General features: G+C 64.4%; 19 protein-coding genes. 15 read left to right on the plus strand and 4 right to left on the minus strand.

The window, feature by feature from the left end; all coding sequences use genetic code 11:
• Window positions 1-281: 281 nt before the first annotated feature.
• The 3 genes from FBY20_RS18750 to FBY20_RS18760 are packed head-to-tail and all read left to right on the plus strand — an operon-like array spanning window position 282 to window position 2,948.
• Window positions 282-1,064, plus strand: coding sequence for an SDR family oxidoreductase (locus FBY20_RS18750; protein WP_142053911.1), 783 nt, complete (start codon window positions 282-284; stop codon window positions 1,062-1,064).
• Complete coding sequence (locus FBY20_RS18755; RefSeq protein WP_142053913.1) at window positions 1,064-2,020, plus strand: 3-hydroxyacyl-CoA dehydrogenase; 957 nt, start codon at window positions 1,064-1,066, stop codon at window positions 2,018-2,020. Before FBY20_RS18750 ends, FBY20_RS18755 begins: the two co-directional genes overlap by 1 nt.
• On the plus strand, window positions 2,013-2,948 hold the full coding sequence (locus FBY20_RS18760; RefSeq protein WP_056326915.1) for a 3-keto-5-aminohexanoate cleavage protein: 936 nt from the start codon (window positions 2,013-2,015) through the stop codon (window positions 2,946-2,948). The genes FBY20_RS18755 and FBY20_RS18760 overlap by 8 nt, the downstream gene beginning before the upstream one ends.
• Window positions 2,949-3,006: 58 nt before the next feature.
• Here FBY20_RS18760 and FBY20_RS18765 read toward each other — a convergent pair whose 3' ends face one another.
• The gene (locus FBY20_RS18765; RefSeq protein WP_142053915.1) at window positions 3,007-4,077 is read right to left on the minus strand and encodes a glycerol dehydrogenase; all 1,071 of its coding nucleotides are present in this window, start codon (window positions 4,075-4,077) and stop codon (window positions 3,007-3,009) included.
• Between the two features lie 9 nt (window positions 4,078-4,086).
• The gene (locus FBY20_RS18770) at window positions 4,087-4,791 is read right to left on the minus strand and encodes a GntR family transcriptional regulator (RefSeq protein ID WP_063953167.1); all 705 of its coding nucleotides are present in this window, start codon (window positions 4,789-4,791) and stop codon (window positions 4,087-4,089) included.
• 167 nt (window positions 4,792-4,958) lie between these two features.
• Here FBY20_RS18770 and FBY20_RS18775 point away from each other — a divergent pair, with 167 nt between their 5' ends.
• The 9 genes from FBY20_RS18775 (at window position 4,959) to FBY20_RS18815 (ending at window position 12,927) form a co-directional block, all read left to right on the plus strand.
• Window positions 4,959-5,774, plus strand: coding sequence for a transketolase (locus FBY20_RS18775; protein WP_142053917.1), 816 nt, complete (start codon window positions 4,959-4,961; stop codon window positions 5,772-5,774).
• Window positions 5,775-6,761, plus strand: a complete 987-nt coding sequence (locus tag FBY20_RS18780; protein WP_142053919.1) for a transketolase family protein — start codon at window positions 5,775-5,777, stop codon at window positions 6,759-6,761.
• A 13-nt stretch (window positions 6,762-6,774) separates the two neighbouring features.
• Complete coding sequence (locus tag FBY20_RS18785) at window positions 6,775-7,578, plus strand: shikimate dehydrogenase (RefSeq protein WP_056326924.1); 804 nt, start codon at window positions 6,775-6,777, stop codon at window positions 7,576-7,578.
• A gap of 35 nt (window positions 7,579-7,613) precedes the next feature.
• The gene (locus FBY20_RS18790) at window positions 7,614-9,212 is read left to right on the plus strand and encodes a GMC family oxidoreductase (RefSeq protein ID WP_056326926.1); all 1,599 of its coding nucleotides are present in this window, start codon (window positions 7,614-7,616) and stop codon (window positions 9,210-9,212) included.
• Window positions 9,213-9,363: 151 nt separating this feature from the next.
• On the plus strand, window positions 9,364-10,074 hold the full coding sequence (locus FBY20_RS18795) for a glutathione S-transferase (protein WP_056326928.1): 711 nt from the start codon (window positions 9,364-9,366) through the stop codon (window positions 10,072-10,074).
• Between the two features lie 158 nt (window positions 10,075-10,232).
• A complete protein-coding gene (locus FBY20_RS28070) occupies window positions 10,233-11,576 on the plus strand; it encodes a methyl-accepting chemotaxis protein (RefSeq protein ID WP_142053921.1) in 1,344 nt (447 codons plus the stop codon).
• A 117-nt stretch (window positions 11,577-11,693) separates the two neighbouring features.
• Window positions 11,694-11,918, plus strand: a complete 225-nt coding sequence (locus tag FBY20_RS18805) for a DUF1653 domain-containing protein (protein ID WP_062841788.1) — start codon at window positions 11,694-11,696, stop codon at window positions 11,916-11,918.
• Window positions 11,919-11,922: 4 nt separating this feature from the next.
• Entirely contained in the window at window positions 11,923-12,543 is a 621-nt protein-coding gene (locus FBY20_RS18810) for a PolC-type DNA polymerase III (protein WP_174245429.1), read from the plus strand.
• A gap of 27 nt (window positions 12,544-12,570) precedes the next feature.
• Window positions 12,571-12,927, plus strand: a complete 357-nt coding sequence (locus FBY20_RS18815) for a nucleotide pyrophosphohydrolase (RefSeq protein WP_142053935.1) — start codon at window positions 12,571-12,573, stop codon at window positions 12,925-12,927.
• A 39-nt stretch (window positions 12,928-12,966) separates the two neighbouring features.
• Here the strand turns inward: FBY20_RS18815 and FBY20_RS18820 are convergent, their stop codons facing one another.
• Window positions 12,967-13,257, minus strand: a complete 291-nt coding sequence (locus tag FBY20_RS18820; protein ID WP_056326936.1) for an antibiotic biosynthesis monooxygenase — start codon at window positions 13,255-13,257, stop codon at window positions 12,967-12,969.
• A 99-nt stretch (window positions 13,258-13,356) separates the two neighbouring features.
• On the opposite strand from FBY20_RS18820, the gene FBY20_RS18825 reads away from it, so the two are divergent.
• The 3 genes from FBY20_RS18825 to FBY20_RS18835 all read left to right on the plus strand — a co-directional run bounded on the left by FBY20_RS18825 (window position 13,357) and on the right by FBY20_RS18835 (window position 15,302).
• Window positions 13,357-13,758, plus strand: coding sequence for a hypothetical protein (locus FBY20_RS18825; protein ID WP_255452398.1), 402 nt, complete (start codon window positions 13,357-13,359; stop codon window positions 13,756-13,758).
• A 339-nt stretch (window positions 13,759-14,097) separates the two neighbouring features.
• Window positions 14,098-14,574, plus strand: a complete 477-nt coding sequence (locus FBY20_RS18830) for a hypothetical protein (protein WP_056326939.1) — start codon at window positions 14,098-14,100, stop codon at window positions 14,572-14,574.
• A gap of 44 nt (window positions 14,575-14,618) precedes the next feature.
• Entirely contained in the window at window positions 14,619-15,302 is a 684-nt protein-coding gene (locus tag FBY20_RS18835; protein WP_056326941.1) for a hypothetical protein, read from the plus strand.
• Window positions 15,303-15,338: 36 nt separating this feature from the next.
• Here the strand turns inward: FBY20_RS18835 and FBY20_RS18840 are convergent, their stop codons facing one another.
• A complete protein-coding gene (locus tag FBY20_RS18840; RefSeq protein ID WP_142053941.1) occupies window positions 15,339-17,753 on the minus strand; it encodes a DUF3772 domain-containing protein in 2,415 nt (804 codons plus the stop codon).
• Between the last annotated feature and the right edge of the window lie 83 nt (window positions 17,754-17,836).

A 17,836-nucleotide genomic window follows, 5' to 3' on the forward strand; every position in this document is an offset into this window, starting at 1 on the left:
CGTCCGTCTTTTGCTATATGATATATGTGCCGGCGGGGCGTGAAACCCTCGCCTTGGATTCTAGTGGCGGTCGCTGCATGCCGAATCAGGGAATTCCCTGAAACCGCATGAATAAAGCCTTAGCGGCCGATATACAAGAAAAAACCACACTTGATTCCGTCTGGCGGACCACGCCTTTTGTACGAGGTTAGGGCCGCTTGGCGGATCACAGCATAGCCGGTTTTATCATATATCGTATATGATGATTCGCGCTCATAAGAACGATCCGAGGAGACAAGAGCATGTTCGAGGAAGTCGATTTCAACGGCAAGAAAGTGCTTATCACGGCCGGCGCCGATGGACTGGGTCTGGAAATGGCCAAGGTCTTTCATCATGCCGGCGCCACCGTGTTCGTGTGCGATGTCAATGAAGCGCGGCTGGCAGCCTTGCCCACCGAATTGCCCGGCGTGCACGTGGCGCATGCCGATGTGTCTGACGAGGCCAGCGTCGAGCAGCTCTTCGCGGCGGTCCGCCAGACGCTGGGCGGCCTGGACATCCTGATCAACAACGCCGGCGTCGCCGGTCCCACGGGCTTTGTGGAAACGCTTTCCAAGGCGGACTGGGATCGCACCCTTGCCGTCAACATCACGGGACAATTCCTGTGCGCGCGCCAGGCCATTGCGCTGCTCAAGGAGTCGAAGGCGGGCGTAATGATCAATCTGTCGTCGGCGGCCGGGCACCTCGGGTTCGCCGGCCGGTCGGTGTATTCGGCATCCAAGTGGGCGGTGATCGGTTTCACCAAGTCGCTTGCCATCGAACTGGGTCCCCATAACATCCGCGTCAACGCCATTCTGCCCGGCGCGGTCGAAGGTCCCCGCATTCGCGCGGTGATCGCCGCCAAGGCCGGCACACTGGGCCGGCCGGTTCAAGAGATCGCGGCCCAATACGAAAACCAGGCCGTGCTTGGCCGCATGGTCACCGCGCGCGATATCGCCAACATGGTCCTGTTCAACGCCAGCGAAGCCGCCCGCAGCGTCACCGGGCAGGCCATCGTGGTGGACGGCTTCACACAAAAGCTCTACTGATGGGCACGGAAAACGCCGTGCGGCGCGCCGCCATCATTGGAACGGGATTGATCGGGCAGGGGTGGGCCATTGTCTTTGCGCGCATGGGCTGGGAAGTGCGGCTTCACGACGTCAATGCCGCCATGCTCGCCGAGGCGCGCACCCTGATCCTGCAGCAGCTGCGCGTGCTGCAAGCGCAGGGCTTGCTGGACGACGCCGATGCCATCGTCGATCGTGTGCAGGTGTCTTCCAGCCTGCAGGAAGCCCTGGCCGGCGCCAGCTACGTCCAGGAGAACTCACCGGAAAAAGTGGAGATCAAGCGTGCGCTCTTTTCCGAACTGGATGCCTTGGCCGAACCGCACGCCATCATCGGCAGTTCCACGTCCAGCATCCCGGCAAGCCAGTTCACCGAGCATCTTGCCGGCAGGCGTCGGTGCCTCGTCGCTCATCCCGTCAATCCGCCTTACCTGATTCCTGTGGTCGAACTGTGTCCGGCGCCCTGGACCAGTCCCGAAGCGCTGGCGGGTGCGCGGGAAATCATGATCGGCATCGGCCAGAAGCCCGTGCTGGTGCGGCGCGAAATCGAAGGCTTCATCCTGAACCGTCTGCAAGGCGCGTTGCTGCAAGAGGCCTTCCGTCTTGCAAGCCAGGGCATCGCCAGCGCGCAAGACATCGACACCACGGTCAAGGACGGACTTGGCCTGCGCTGGTCCTTCATGGGCCCCTTTGAAACCATCGATCTGAATGCGCCGGGCGGCATCGCGGATTACTGCCGGCGTTACGGCGGCCTGTACCAATCCATCGGCGCCACGCAAGGCGATTGCGTGGCCTGGGAAGGCGCGCTGGTCGACTCACTGTCCGACGAGCGGCGCGCCTTGCTGCCCGAAGAGGATCTTGCCGCACGCCGCTTCTGGCGTGACGAAAAGCTGATGCGCCTCATGCGTCACAAACAATGCAACGGAGACAACAATGGCTAAGCCCAAATCGAAAGTCGTCATCACCTGCGCCGTGACGGGCGCCATCCACACGCCCAGCATGTCGCCGCATCTGCCGGTCACGGCCGACGAGATCGCCGAGGCCGCCATTGGCGCCGCCAAGGCCGGCGCTGCAGTGCTGCACCTGCATGCGCGGGATCCCCAGACCGGCAAGCCCTCGCAGGACCCGGCGCTGTTCAAGCCCTTCCTGGAACGCATCAAGCGCGAGACCGACGCCATCATCAACATCACCACGGGCGGCAGCCCGCACATGACGGTGGAAGAGCGCATGCGGCCCGCCACCACGTTCCAGCCGGAGCTGGCGTCGTTGAACATGGGTTCCATGAACTTCGGCCTCTTTCCCATGCTGGACCGCTTCTCGGAGTTCAAGCACGACTGGGAGCGCGAGCATCTGGAAAACAGCCGCTCGCTGATCTTTCGCAACACGTACCAGGACATCGAATCCATCCTGACGCTGGGCAATGCCAACGGCACGCGGTTCGAATTCGAGTGCTATGACATCAGCCATCTCTACAACCTGGCCCATTTCGTGGACCGCGGTCTGGTCAAGTCGCCGCCCTTCATCCAGTCCGTGTTCGGCATTCTGGGCGGAATCGGTCCGCATCCGGAAGACCTGATGCACATGAAGCGCACGGCGGACCGCCTGTTTGGCAACGACTACGAGTGGTCGATCCTGGGCGCCGGACGCAACCAGATGCCGCTGGCGACCATCGGCGCGGCCATGGGCTCGAACGTGCGGGTTGGGCTGGAGGATTCGCTGTGGATCGGGCCGGGTCAGCTGGCCGAATCCAACCGCGTTCAGGTCGAACGCATCCGCGGCATTCTCGAAGCCTTGAACCTCGAGGTCGCCACGCCGGACGAGGCGCGGGCCAAGCTGGGGTTGAAAGGAAAGGACAACGTCGCGTTCTGACCGGGCAAGCGGCGCGGGCGGGCGGTCAGCGCCGCCCGCTTTTTTGCGCTAAGCCGGATCAGGCGTGGCGCCGCAAGGCCTCAGCCAGCGTGCTCACATCCAGCGTGCGATCGAAGTTGGCGGCATGCCTGGCTTTCAGGCTGAGGTCCGCCGCCATCGTCAATTCCGCGTCCGTCGGCATGCCGGGCGCGCCGAGTTCGCGCAGCGTGGTCGGCAGGCCGACCTGGGCGTACCACTGTTGCAGATCGGCCAGCATGCCATCGCCGCGGTTTTCCAGGTCCAGCTGCACCAGCAGGCCCACCGCGACTTGCAGGCCATGCAGCGCCGTCGCGATGCCGTTGATCTTAGGCAGCCCGCGCGTCAGGGCGTGGGCAATGGACAGGCCGCCGCTTTCGAAACCGAGACCGCTCATGAGGATCGTCGCTTCCACCACGCGCTCGAACGCGGGCGTGGGCTGGCCGGTTCCCGCCACGGCCACGGCGTCAGCGCCGTCCGCCATCAGCGTGCGCAGGCAGCCGTCCGCGATGAGCTGGGCCGTGAGCAGCGGCGCCGCGTCATACATGTTCTTGCCGCCATTGCGCTGGCATTGCTCGGCTTCGAACTTCTTGGAAATCGCATCGCCCAGTCCGGCACGAAAGAAATGCACCGGCGCGGTCGCGATGATCGCGGTGTCGACCAGCACGATGGTGGGATTGAACAGCATGTGCTCGACGGCAAGGAGATTGTGATGCGTGTCGTAAAGCACGTAGTTCTTGCTGGTGGGCGCGTCGTTGGACGCCACCGTGGGAACGGTGATCAGGTGACAGTGGGACGACTTCGCAACGGCCTTGCCCGCATCCAGCGACTTGCCGCCGCCCACCGCAATGACCATGTCGATGCCCGCGGGCGCGGCCTGCGCGCGCAAGCCGTCAATGACCTCGGGCGTCAGGTCGCCTTCCACGATCAGCGGGACAAGCGTCACGCTGTGCCCGGCGCACAACGCCTCGATTCTTGGACCCAGCACGCCATGGACATAGCTGTCGATGACGAGCGCGGCGCGTCTTCCGAACAGCGCCGCATATTGTCCCAACGTTTCCAGGGCGCCCGATCCCTGGATGTAGCGGCTGGGCGCTCCAAAAATCTTCAGCATGGCGTCTTCCTATTTGCGGGCCCCGGGGGGGCGGTAGTCGAGTTCTTTTTCCCGTTCGACCAGCCAGTCGATCATGATCTTTCCGCCCCAAACCAGGTCGGCCTGAATGGCTTCCCGCGCCGCTTCCGAATCGCGCGCCTCAAGGGCCTCGATCACGGCCTCGTGGCGATGTTCGTTCTGCGAGTAATCCAGCCCCGCTGTCTTGACGTGGAATACCTTGAGGATGGGGCCCGTGATGACCCAGAACGACTCGACCGTGTTGCGCAGGATGGGCTTGTTGCTGGCTTCCAGGATGGCGAAGTGGAACTTGCGGTTCAGGTAGCTGGCGCGTTTGGGATCGGTGGAAGTGCACGAGATGAAATCGCGCTGCAGCGCGATCAGGTTGTCGAGCTGCTTGCGCGTGATGTGCTGCGCGGCCTCGGCGGCGCCCATGCCTTCCAGGTGAAAGCGGATCTGCTGGATCTCGCGCAGCTTTTCCGAGTTGACGTACGGAACGTACACCGCGGTAGCGGCCTGCATTTCCAGGCCTTGCTCGCTGATGAGCCGGAAGATGGCTTCGCGAACCGGCGTGATGGACACGCCCATTTCCTGTGCCAGTTCGCCAATGATCAGGCGTTCGCCAGGTTCGTACTGCCCGTTGATCAGGGCATTGCGGATTTCGTTGTAGACCCTGACGGAAAGGTTCTCTTTTTTGACCGGTTTGAGGCTGGGCATGGCGTTTCTGGCTTGCTGTATAGGGGATGCGGGACGAACCCAGGAGCGATTCTAGCCCGGCGTAGCCAATTCGAGCGCAATGGGTATATTATATATCATATATCCATACAACACGAGGAGGCGCGATGCGCAAGGAGCAGGGGACCCCTACCGCAGGGGAAATCGCGATGCTGCGGGAAAAGGCCCGCCATATCAGGCTTGAGACGATCCGCCTCATCGAAATTGCAAAGGTCGGGCACTACAGTTCCGTGTTCTCGTGCGCCGAGATCTTCGCGGCGCTTTACTACGACGTGATGCGCCTGCGCCAAGGCGAGCCCCAATGGCCGGATCGCGATCGTTTCCTCATGGGCAAGGGCCACGCCGCGGTGGGCTTGTTCCCGGTGCTGGCCGATCTTGGCTTCATCGACCGTGAGCTGCTCGACGGCTACACGCGGCTGGGCAGTCCCCTGGGCGACCACCCCGACATGAGCAAGGTGCCCGGCGTGGACTTCAGCTCCGGTTCCATCGGCCACGCCCTGTCCAACGGCGTGGGCATGGCGGTGGGCGGGCGCATGAACGGACGCGACTTCAACGTGTTCGTGATGCTGGGCGATGGCGAAATGCAGGAAGGGCAGGTCTGGGAAGCCGCGCTCTTCGCGGCGCACAATCGATTGTCCCGCCTGATTGCTATCGTTGATCGCAACGGCTATCAGCTCGACGGCAAGGTCGACGACGTCATGGGCGTGGAATCGCTGAAGGAGAAATGGCAGGCGTTCGGCTGGGAGGTCCACGAGGTCGACGGCCACAATCTTGCCGAGCTGACGGCGTTGCTGCGCCGCCTGCGCGACGACGACTCGCGCGCCAGGCCCGCCTGCGTGATCGCCCGCACCGTCAAGGGCAAGGGCGTGACCTACATGGAAACCGAACCGGGCTGGCACCTGGGCTACCTGGCTCCTCAAGATGCGCAAAGCGCTGTCGAAGAAATCCTCTCCCGCGAGATCTGAATGGCACAGGCACAAGTCCTCTCTCCCGATTCCTGGCAGTACCGCGCCCTCAATGCGGTGAACCCCGGGCTGTCTTATCTTTCTGACGCGCTGATCGAGCTGGCGAAGGCGGGGCATCCGGTCGTGGCCGGGTCGGCCGACCTGCAGTACTCGAACGGCTTGAACCGTTTCGCCCAGGCCTACCCCGATCGCTATGTGCAGTTCGGCATCTCCGAGCAGAACATGGTGTCGGCGGCGGCCGGGCTTGCGACGACCGGCATGATGCCGTTCGTCGCCACCTTTGCCTCGTTCCTCGGCCTGTTGTGCTGCGAGCAGATCCGGATGGATGTCGCCTACACCCGGCTGCCGGTGCGCCTTATAGGCCATCACACCGGAATCAGCCTGGGCTTCTATGGCACCTCCCACCACGCCACCGAAGACATCTCCACCATGCGCGCGCTTGCGGGACTGACGGTGGTGTCGCCTGCCGACGGGCCGCAACTTGCGTCCGCCATCAAGGCGTCCGCGGACTGGCCCGAGCCCATCTACTTCCGTATCGGACGCGGACGCGATCCGCAGGTCTATGAAGACGGCACGCCGTTCCAGTTTGGCCGGGCGATTCTCCACGATGTTGGTAGCGACCTGACGCTGATCGCGTGCGGCATCACGCTGCACGGCGCGCTGGCCGCCGCCCGGCAGTTGCGCGAAGAGGGCCTGTCGGTAGGCGTGATCGACATGCCCACGATCAAGCCGCTGGACCGCGACGCCATCCTGAAGGCTGCGGGCCAATCCCGGCTGATGATGACGGTCGAAGAGCACAATGTGCTGGGCGGCCTCGGATCGGCGGTCGCCGAGGTGCTGGCCGACGCAGGCACCGGTACCCGGCTGCGCCGTCATGGCATCTATGACGAATACAGCCTCATTGCGCCGCCGACCACCCTGTACGCCCATTACAAGCTCGACGCCGAAGGCATTGCCGGCGTCGCGCGGGAATTCATCAAGCTTTGATCCGGAGACATTCATGAACGAAATCAGCGGCAACACACGCTTGTTCGGCATCCTGGCCGACCCCATTCACCATGTGAAGACGCCGCAGCGCATGAACGAGCATTTCGCCAAGATCGGCTATGACGGGGTTTGCGTGCCGTTTCACGCGCGGCCGGACAACCTTGCTGCCGTGGTTGAAGGCCTGCGCCGGCTGGAAAACCTGGGAGGCGTGATCGTCACGGTGCCCCACAAGACGGCCATCCTGGAATTGGCCGACGAAGCCACGCCTGTCGCGCGCAAGATCGGCGCGGCCAACGTCCTGCGGCGCGAGGCCGATGGGCGTCTGGTGGCGCATATGCTGGACGGCGAAGGTTTTGTCCGCGGTCTGCGCAGTTGCGGCGTCTCGCCGGAAGGCAAGAGCGTCTATCTGGCCGGCGCGGGCGGCGCGGCCAACGCGATCGGCTTTGCACTCGTGCAGGCTGGCGTGTCGCGCCTGACCATCGCCAACCGCACGCCGGCCAAGGCCGAGGACCTCAAGGCCCGCATCCTGTCGCTGCATCCGGACGCGCAGATCTCAGTGGGCAATGCCGATCCGTCCGGCCACGACCTGGTCGTCAACGGCACGTCATTGGGCATGAAGGAAGGCGATCCGCTCCCGCTGGACGCCAGCCGCCTGACGCCGGATCAACTGGTCTGCGAGGTCATCATGCAGCCCAAGGACACCGCGTTGCTCGTCGCGGCGCAGGCGCGCGGCTGCAAGGTCCATTACGGCGCGCCGATGCTGGCCTGCCAGATCGAACTGATGGTGGAAACGCTGGGCGTGACGGCCGCGCGCTAGGCGCGCGGCGCATCTCTGGAACCCGGTGGAAAAAGATGGGCGACTACGATTTCATCATCGCGGGCGGCGGAACGGCCGGCTGCATCCTGGCCAACCGCCTCAGTGCGGATGGCAGGTATCGCGTACTGCTGCTGGAAGCCGGCCACGAGGCGCGCAGCATGTGGATTCCGATTCCAGCGGGCTTTTCCAAGCTGCTGGTCGATCCGCAATACAACTGGCGCTTTGCGACCGAGCCCGAGGACAACGTCCACGGCCGGGTCATCGCCGTGCCGCGCGGCAAGGGCTTGGGCGGATCGACGCTCATCAACGGCATGATCTACGTGCGCGGCCAGCCCCAGGATTACGACGGCTGGGTAGCGGCCGGCGCGGCAGGTTGGGGCCGCGACGTGGCCGAGCGCATCTACCGCAAGATCGAGAACTACGCGCCGGGGGGCGAGCACCGCGGCAAGGATGGGCCGATGCACCTCGAAGAGGTCGCCGAACGCTTCCCCGTGTCGGATGCCTTCCTGCAGGCCGCGCGCGAAGACGGTCAGCCGTTCAATCCGGATTACAACAGCGGCGATCAGGAAGGCGTGGGCTATTACCAGGTGCTCCAGCACCGCGGCCGGCGCTGGAGCGTCGTGGACGGCTACCTGAAACCGGCGGCCGGCCGGCGCAATCTCAGTGTCGAATGCGGTGCCCATGTCACGAGGCTGGTATTCGAAGGAAAGCGCTGCGTCGGCGTGGCCTATCGCAAGAACGGGCAAGAACACACGGTGCGTGCGCGCCGCGAAACGTTGCTTTGCATGGGTGCGGTGCAGTCGCCGCAATTGCTGGAATTGTCCGGCGTGGGCAATCCGGCCCTGTTGAAGGCGCATGGCATCGACCTCGTGCACGCGCAACCGTCGGTGGGCGAAAACTACATCGACCACTTCGCCACGCGCATGAACTGGCGCGTCAAGAACACGGTGACCTTGAACGAGATGTCGCGCGGCTGGCGGCTGGCGCAGCAGGTGGCGCGCTATTACCTGAGCCGCAAAGGCATCCTGACGCTCGGCACGGGGTTGGTGCACGGCTTCGTGAAAAGCCGTCCCGGCCTGCCCACGCCGGACGTGCAGTTTTTCTTTGTGCACGCCAGTTACGCCAACGCAGCCGAACGCATTCTGGATCGCCACCCCGGCATGACCATCGGCGTGGCCCAATTGCGTCCCGAGTCGGTCGGGTCCATTCACATCAAGTCGGCCGATCCCATGGCCGGACCTGCCATCCGGCCCAACTTCCTGTCCGCGCAGGTCGACCGCGATAGCCTGGTGGGCGGCATGCAGGTGGCCCGGCGCATCGTGGGCCGGCCCGCCATGCAGCGCTATGTGCAAGCGGAAATCAGCCCGGGGCCCGATGTGGACACCGACGACGACTGGCTGGATTTCGCCCGGCGCAACGGTCAGACCATCTATCATCCCATCGGCACCTGCCGCATGGGGACGGATGCGGCGGCCGTCACCGACGTGCGTTTGCGGGTCAATGGGCTGACGGGCCTGCGCGTGGTGGATGCGTCGGTCATGCCGAGAATGGTTTCCGGCAACACGCAGGCCGCTGTCATGATGGTGGCCGAACGCGGCGCCGAATTGATTCTTGAAGACGCGGCGCAGGGGTAAATACACGACCCCAGCATGAAAAAGCGCGCAGGCCCGCCGTCTGCGCGTTTTTTTATCGCCGCGTTTTTTCGCGTCTGCGGCATGCGTCTTGCTAACAGCCGACTGCGGCTGCAGACTGCAGATTCGGCTGCGCCAACTGAAAGGAGACCGTATGACTTACGACCTTTGGTATTGGGATGGCATTCCCGGACGGGGAGAATTCGTGCGCCTGGCGCTGGAAGCGGGCGGCATTCCTTATCGGGAGCGGGCGCGTGATCCAGGCGCCGACGAAGGCACGTTGATCGAGGACATGCGATCCGCCCGCAAGCATCCGCCGTTTGCCCCGCCTTATCTGGTGGCCGGAAAAATGACGCTGGGGCAGACGGCCAACATCCTGCTTTTCCTTGGCGAGAAACATGGCCTTGCCCCTGAATCGCTCGAAGGACGATTGTGGGTAAATCAGCTGCAACTCACGATCGCCGACATGGTGGCCGAAGCGCACGACACCCATCACCCCATTTCCGCCAGCGATTATTACGAAGACCAGAAGGAAGAGGCTGCTCGTCGCGCCCGGGTCTTTCGCGAAGAGCGTATTCCGAAGTTTTTGGGATACTTCGAGCGGCTGCTGGACGGGACGGATGCCTGGCTGGCGGGAGGCGGCAAATGGACATATGTCGACCTGTCCTTGTATCACCTGGTCGACGGGCTGTTGTACGCCTTTCCCAAACGCATGGCCACGGTGGCGGCGGATTATCCCAATGTGTTTGCGCTGCACGAACGCGTGACTGCGCTGCCCGAATTGCAGGCGTATTTTGCAAGCGGACGCCGTCTTCCATTTGGCGAAGGGATTTTCCGTCGGTATCGCGAGCTGGATGCGGCTTGAACCCGGGATTACCCGGGGTGTGCGTCATGACGACGATTTGGATTTATTTTTGACCGATCCCAAAAAACGCGATGAGCCGTGATAATTTCTGGGATTAATAGTATCTATTAGATACACGTGTACCAGGCACGCCGGCAAACTCACCCCTGGAGGTCACCATGCTTTGGCATACTCTTGGCCGCTTCATCCGTGGATACCGCGGTACCGACAAAGCAGATCTGCTCGGACAAATCGACGCGATCCATAAATCGCAGGCGGTCATCGAGTTTGATCTGAACGGCCACATACTGACGGCCAACCAGAATTTCCTGGACACCATGGGCTATGCGCTCGACGAGATCCAGGGACAGCACCATCGTATGTTCATCGCGCCGCAAGAGCGCGGGTCGGCGCAGTATGCGGCCTTCTGGGAAAGGCTGGGGCAGGGCGCCCATGATTCCGGCCGCTACCGGCGAATTCGCAAAGACGGATCGGATGTTTGGCTGCAGGCGTCCTACAACCCCATATTTGACAAGCGCGGGCAGCCACTGAAGGTCATCAAGTACGCCACGGACATCACCGAGCAGCAACACCGGCAGGCGGATTCCGAAGGCCAGCTCGCGGCGATCTCCAAGGTTCAGGCGATCATCGAGTTCGAACTGGACGGCACCATCATGCGCGCCAACGACCTGTTCCTCAGTGCGGTGGGCTATCGCGCGGACGAGGTGCTGGGCCGGCACCACAGCATGTTCGTAACTGCCGACGAGGCGAGAAGCACGGCCTACAAGGATTTCTGGCGCAGACTGCGCAATGGCGAACATGACACGGGTCAGTACATGCGCCTGGGCAAGGGCGGCCGCCAGGTGTGGATCGAAGCCAGCTACAACCCGATCTTCGACGCGCACGGCCGGCCCTTCAAGGTCGTGAAATTTGCCACCGACATTACCAAGCGGTTTACGGCGGCGCAGACGTTGCAGGTCGCCGTGCAAGGCCTGACGGAGAACGCCGAACGGGCGCGGCAGGCCAATAGCCTTGCGCAGGACGCAAGCCGCGTCGCGGAAACCGGTGGCGACACGATGCGCGAGGTGGTGGCCACGATGGAAGCCATCACCGGCAGTTCGCGCCGAATTTCCGAAATCATCGGGGTCATGGACGGCATCGCATTCCAGACCAACATCCTGGCGCTGAACGCCGCGGTCGAAGCGGCGCGCGCGGGCGAACACGGCAAGGGGTTCGCGGTCGTGGCGTCCGAGGTCCGCAACCTGGCGCAGAGCAGCGCCGCCGCCGCCAAGGAGATCAAGGCGCTCATCACGACGTCGGTCGCGCAGGTCGAAGGTGGCGCGGTGCACGTCCAGTCAGCAGGAGGCACGATGGAGGGCATCGTCGCCTCATCGCGCCGCGTCACCGAAATCATGGGTCAGGTCGTTGAAGTGTCGCTCGCGCAATCGGCCAAGCTGGCCGGCGTCACCGAAGACCTGACCGAAACCCGCGTCGAGGCTACGGCACGTCTGCGCGCCGCGTGACGCGGCCCAGCCCGCGCGAAGCGGGTCCCGATTGCGCTATAAAGACGGCATTGCCGATCCGCCGTGGCCCGCGCGGGCAGTTTCCGCCGCGGGCCACGCCATTTGCCGCCGATGTCCATGACCGAATCCGAAGCCCTAGCACTTGCCACGCACCGCCACTACAAGGGCGGCCTGTATCGCTATGTGGGCACTGCCCGCCATTCCGAGACCGAGGAGTCGATGGTGGTGTACGAACATCTTTGGCCGCACGCGCGCGGTCTGTGGGTGCGACCGGCCGAGCTGTTCTTTGGCAAGCTTGCCGACGGTTCGGACCGCTTCGCAGCGCTGCATCCCGCGGAGTAGGCCCGTGAGCTTTTTCTATCGGCGCACGCCTTCGAGCGGCGCATCACCGGCACGCTCCTCCCGGCCGGCGGCCCGAGTTCAGGCCGCGGTCACGCAAGCCCTTGACGCGTTGGGCGGCCCGTTCATCGTGGCCGACCTTGAAACGACCGGCCTGTCCACTGCCAGTTGCGAAATCCTTGAATTCGCGGCGGTCAGGGTCGGCGAGGGCGGCGTCGTGGTGAACGAGTACACACAGGTCGTGCGGACCTGCGCACGCGTGCCCTCCTTCATTTCCCGCCTTACCGGCATCACGCAGGCCGAAGTCGATCGCGACGGCATACCGGTCGCGCAGGCCTTTTCTTCGTTCCTGGCGTTTGTCGAGGACCTGCCGGTGTTTTTCCACAACGCTTCGTTCGATCGGCGCTTCCTCAGCGCGGCGGCAGACCAGACGGGGATGCTTTTCTCGAACGCCACCCACTGCACGTTGGCGCTGGCGCGCCGCGCGTGGCCCGAGCTGACGTCGCACAAGCTCGACATCCTTGCGCGGCACGTGGGCGCTTCGCAGCCCACCCACCGGGCCTTGGCCGACGTGCGCACGACGGTTGCGGTTGCGCTTGCGGCCAGCGCTCGGCTGGCCTCGGTTTAGCGCGGCGTCATTTTTGTGGGAGTTTCCATGTCAGACCTGCATGAGATCCGGCTTGCCGTGCGTCAGTTCACGGCCGAACGCGAATGGCAGCAGTTCCATTCGCCCAAGAATCTGGCCATGGCCCTGGCGGGCGAAACGGGCGAGCTGGTTTCGCTGTTTCAGTGGCTAAGTGAAGACGAGTCGCGAAATCTGCCTGCTGCCCGCCTTGCGGATGCCGCTGACGAGATCGCCGATGTGCAGATGTACCTGGTGGCGTTGGCGGATCAACTGGGCATCGATATCTCGCAGGCGGTTGCCGGCAAGATGGTGAAGAACGCCAGCAAGTACCCCGCCGACGCGTTCCGGCGCAGCGCGCGAAAATACGACGAGCCGCCGCAAGATTAGCGCCGGGCGGTGCTGCCGCCCGGCCCGCCGCAGAGGCGTTCAGATCACTTTCTGTTCGTGGTGCACCTGGGGCGGCTCGACGAAAAAGCCGCCCACCAGCTTGCGCCATTCCTGGAAATCGGGCGATTCGCGGAAATCCACCATGTGGTTTTCGACCGTTTCCCAGTCCACCACCAGCGTGTAACGCTGCGGCTGCTCGATGCTGCGGTACAGTTCCATGCCATGGCAACCCTTGGCGCGCAGAAAAAGCGGCTTCGCCTGAGTCACACCGGCTTCGAACAGCGCTTCCTGTCCTTCGCGGACGTGGATGCTGGCAATCTCCTGAATCATGGTTTTGTCTCCGATTGAAGGGGGAGGGGGGCAAGGCCGGGAGTAGTATGGCCGAAATTTCCGCTTCCAGTCCGATTGATGAATCACCGAGCCGTTACCTTGACTCGTCTCATTTCCCTTCGCCTGCTCTGGTATGTGGGCGTCGGCATGATCGTATTGATGTCCCTGTTCCTGCATACCCAGTTCGCGGTCGACGTGCTGCTGTCGGCCATCGCCATTTACATCCCTCTGTCGATGCTGAGCCTGCCGCTGGTGGCGTGGTTGTGCCTGTCGCGCCGCCCGCGAGCCGTCGCGTCCGGGGTGCCGCCCGCTTGGCCCGCATATCTTGCCGGCGTCACCGGCATCGCCCTGCTGGCGACCTATCAAGTTGTCGCCAATCTGAATCTGGCCGAGTGCGGATTCCTGCTGGTCATGGTTGCCGTGGACCTGATGCTGGCGCGGCGCGAGACCGGCTGGTGGCTGCGCCTGGCGCAAGAGGAGGCTCGCCCTCTTGCGCGCTAGATATCATGCGCGAGCCGCCCGCGCGCACACCCATCCTTTGAGCTGACAGCCGCCCGGACGGCGGGTCTTCGCGCACGCTTGGCGTCATCCATACGCATGGCCGCATGGGCCCGGCGTCTCCTCTTTCAGGTTTGTGTAATTCGCGCGTCCATCCGCCAGAAAGACCCGGTCGTTCGTTTAACCGATACCGACCTGCCTAGGACGGCGCAATCATTCCGTACCAATACGAAAGTCCCACGCCCTGGCCCTGGACGGGCGCAGTACTTGGGGGAGTAACGGTCCGCGCCGGTCGGTCTCCGGCACCTGTGCATCCGTGCAGACGGATCAGGAGGAGCTCAAATGAAAAAGCTCGCAGCAGTCGCCGCGTTGTCATTGTTCGCCGCATCGGCTTACGCCACTGGCCCGGGCCAGGTCGGAGGTTCGGTAACCGGCCACGCCGGCGCCATCAACGGTACCGCGTCATCCATCTCCACCGGCAGTTCGGTGGTCGCCACCCAGATCAACGGCTACGGCTCATCGAGCCAGACGTCGTTCGGCAGCACGGGCGGCATCGCGGAGGTCGGCGGCACGTTCAGCCGCGACGGCACGCAAGTCGTCACCAGCACACGGCAATACGCCAATAGCGAGTCTTACGGGCATGTGTCGGGCAACGCGCCGATCATGGTCGGCGACAGCATCGCGAACGGCGGCGCCACATTCGGCAAGACGGAAACGAGCGCATCGGCGACGGGGACGTTCCATGCAGCGAACATCGGCGCTTTCGGGTCGATACACGGCATTGGCGCGGTGGGCCATGTCGGCGGGTTCAATCGCTGACCGAATTATCCGGACGGCTTCGGCCGTCCGGGCGAGGGGACATCATGAAGACCATAGTTCTAGCCATTTCCCTGTCGCTTGCCGCCATGTCGGCCGGGGCGCAGACCAGCACGTCCAGCTCCTCGACCTCGGCATCGTCCGGGTCGACCAATGCGGGCAACAACCAGGGCATCACGCTCAATTCCAGCAATAGCGGCACCAGCACGTTGCGCAGCGCGCCGCCGGTCGGCGGCCAGAGCTTCTACGGCTCGTTCTCATCCGACAGCTGCATGGTGTCGGCGGGCGGCGGCGGTTCCGTCGTGGGATTCGGGATGAACGTTGCGATTCCGATCGAAGACCAAAAATGCAGCCTTCGCCGCAACTTCGAGCGCACGATGCAGGCGGCGGCTTCGACCAAGGACGCGGACCGCTCGCGGCGTCTGGAAACGGCAGCCATCGATATCCTGTGCCAGACCGACGACCGCACCAAGGCGGCGCTGGTGGCGCAGGGACTCTGCACCAATCCGGCCTTGACGACGGCGGATCACCGGTTCGACAGCGGCGCCGTGGCGCAGGTCGCGCCGCAAACGCCCGTCCAGACGGCGGGCCCCGTGCCCGTCGCGCCCCAGGCGCAGGCACCGCAAGGCTATCCCGTGATGTCGGCTCGCAGCGCGGCGTTTACCGCGCCGCCGCTTCGCAATCCCCGCCTGGAGCGTCAGCAGTTTGCCGACCTGTATTCGCCCGGCTGAGACGGCGGGGCCGGGGCCGGATGGCCGCGCGGGCAATCAGGGTGAAGCGGGCGGGGCTACCGCGATGGGCGCAGGCGCCTGCGCGGGCTCCGGCGCCGCCGCAATCAGCATCGTCGGCGGCGACGACACTTCGAGCTTGGCCTCGTCCAGCCGCTTGAGTACCGTGAACAGCAGCGCGCTTCGCACGCCGTACGCCGCACGGGGCGAGGACACGTAGCCCCGAGCGTTGAAGATCAGGTGGCCTGCATCGATCCCGTCCAGGAATACGTTGGGCGCAGGCGACTCCAACACGTCCTCGTGATCGGCAAAGGCCTGCAGCATCAGCTCGCGCACCTTTTCGGCATCCGTCGACAGCGGCATGGGCAGCTTGATCTGCACCAGCCCAAGCGGGTTGGACCGCGTCACATTGCGCACCGTCTTCGTCACGAATTCGGAATTGGGCACGATCACCGTGGACCGGTCGCCCATCTGGATCTCGGTGGCGCGCACGTTGATGCGCAGGATGTCGCCTTCCACGCCGCCGAGCGACACCCAGTCGCCCACCTTCACCGGCCGCTCGGCAAGCAGGATCAGGCCCGACACGAAATTCTGCACGACGGCCTGAAGGCCGAAACCGATACCCACCGACAGCGCGCTCGCAATCCACGCGACCCGTTCCAGACCGATCCCGGCCGCGGACAGCGACAACGCCACCGCCAGCACGAAACCGCCGTAGCCGAAGAGCGTCGCGGCAGACAACTGCATGCCCGGATCCAGTTCGGTCGTGGGCAGGTAGCGGTTCGAGAGCCACCGCTTGAGCATCTTGACGCTCAGCAACGACAGCGCCAGCACGATCAGCGCCTGCAGCACCGCGCCCGGGCGGATCTGTGCCTCACCGATGGCCAGACCTTTACGCAGCTGGTCAAAGCGCTGCACCAGATCCATCGGCGCCTCGCCGAAGGGCGCCAGCACCAGAATGATGGCGAGCAGCGCGATCGCCACGCGGCCAAGGCCCGACAGCAGCACCGCGGCCTGATCGCGCATGCTGGGCCCTTCGCCTTCGCCACCCTCGCGATGCGCCGTCCCCAGCAGTGTGCTGAAACCGTCCTCGATCAGCGTGGAGGCCAGGTAGGCCGAGGCCAGCACGATCAGCACCCACAACACCTGCTTGACCAGGAAGCTGCCAAACGCCACGTACCCCGCCAGCAGGCTGGCAAGGCTGACGATCAGCACCGTCCAGATGGCGGCCAGCATCAGCGAGACCCACAGCGGGATCGGCGCTTCGCTGTCCTGCATGACCTGCCGGCGCAGGCGACGGCTGATCGCCAATACGGCGGCCAGCATCGCCATGCTCAGCACGCCCACGATGCCGGTCAGCGTAATGGTCGTCGTCAGGCTGGCGTCGAGCAGCACGGGCAACCTTTCGGCGAGCCAGATCAGGACCACCAGCACGCCCAGCGTGCCGGGGAGCCAGCGCAGGCGGTTCGCCACGATGTCGCTGACCGGCGGCAGGCGCCAGGAAGGACGTTTGGTCGACAGCAGCGCGAAGCCCAGCCCCGAAACGAACCCGCCAAAACACACGGTCGCCACCAGGTTGGTCAGGAGTGACGCGGTGCGGTCCGAAAGTTGCGACCGCCAGTCCAGGCCGGCCTGGATCAGCAAGGCGATCACGCCGGGCGTCGCGACCGAGAGCGCGACGAGGGCCACGGCCAGGAAAGAACGGCGCAGCCGGCCAGGCGGCACGCGCGTTGCCGTCAACTGCAGCAGGTAACGGCCAACCCAGACGCGCAGGGCAATCGCCAGACCGGCAACGACGGCGAGCAGCAGCCAGCCCCATTTGGGCGTCTGTCCGACGGCGGTAGCCAGGTCATCGCGCAAGGCTTCCAGCCGCTCCAGATCCCGGGGGAATTCCTGGCGGAATTCGGTCCAGAACTGGCCAGACAGGAAGGAATCGCGACGCTCGCCCAGGCGCGCCTGGAACTGCTTGCGCCGCTGGGCCGATATCTGTTCGGCGGTCTGTCCGGCGTCTACCGACAGCAGCCGCGCCAGCTTGAGTTGCGCGTCCAGGGCGCGGCTGTTTTTCTCAAGCTGCGTGCGCTGTGCCGCCACATCGGGCGCTTCCTTGGCGCCGTCCGGCGGCGTGCCCAGTTCGCTCAGGCGCGCCGTCACGCTGGCCAGCTGCGGCGTCAGCGCCTCCGTGGCGGCATCCGCCTTCGATTGGATGTCCAGCGCCTCGCCACGCTGTTTGAGCAGCACGGCGTCGTCCGTTTGGTCGGGGATTTGCTTGCGGATCTCGTCGATCTGTTTACGCGCGGAGGCCAACACGGCTTCGGTGTCGGCTGGGGGGGCGGGCGGCGCCGCAAAGGCGGGCAGCAAGCTGAACACCAGCAGCAGCGCGGCAAGCAGCGCCGCCAGGTTGGGCGCGCGAACGAGGCGGGCGCGCATGAGCAGAGGGTACGTGGTGGGGATCATGTTCTTGGGGCGAGTTGCTCGCGTCGAGGCGGCAGCATAACAAGCTGCCGGGCTGCCCGTTGCAACAAAAATGCCGTTGCGTC

Origin of the sequence: Achromobacter sp. SLBN-14, assembly GCF_006715415.1 — a bacterium.
Taxonomy (GTDB): Bacteria; Pseudomonadota; Gammaproteobacteria; order Burkholderiales; family Burkholderiaceae_B; genus Achromobacter; species Achromobacter mucicolens.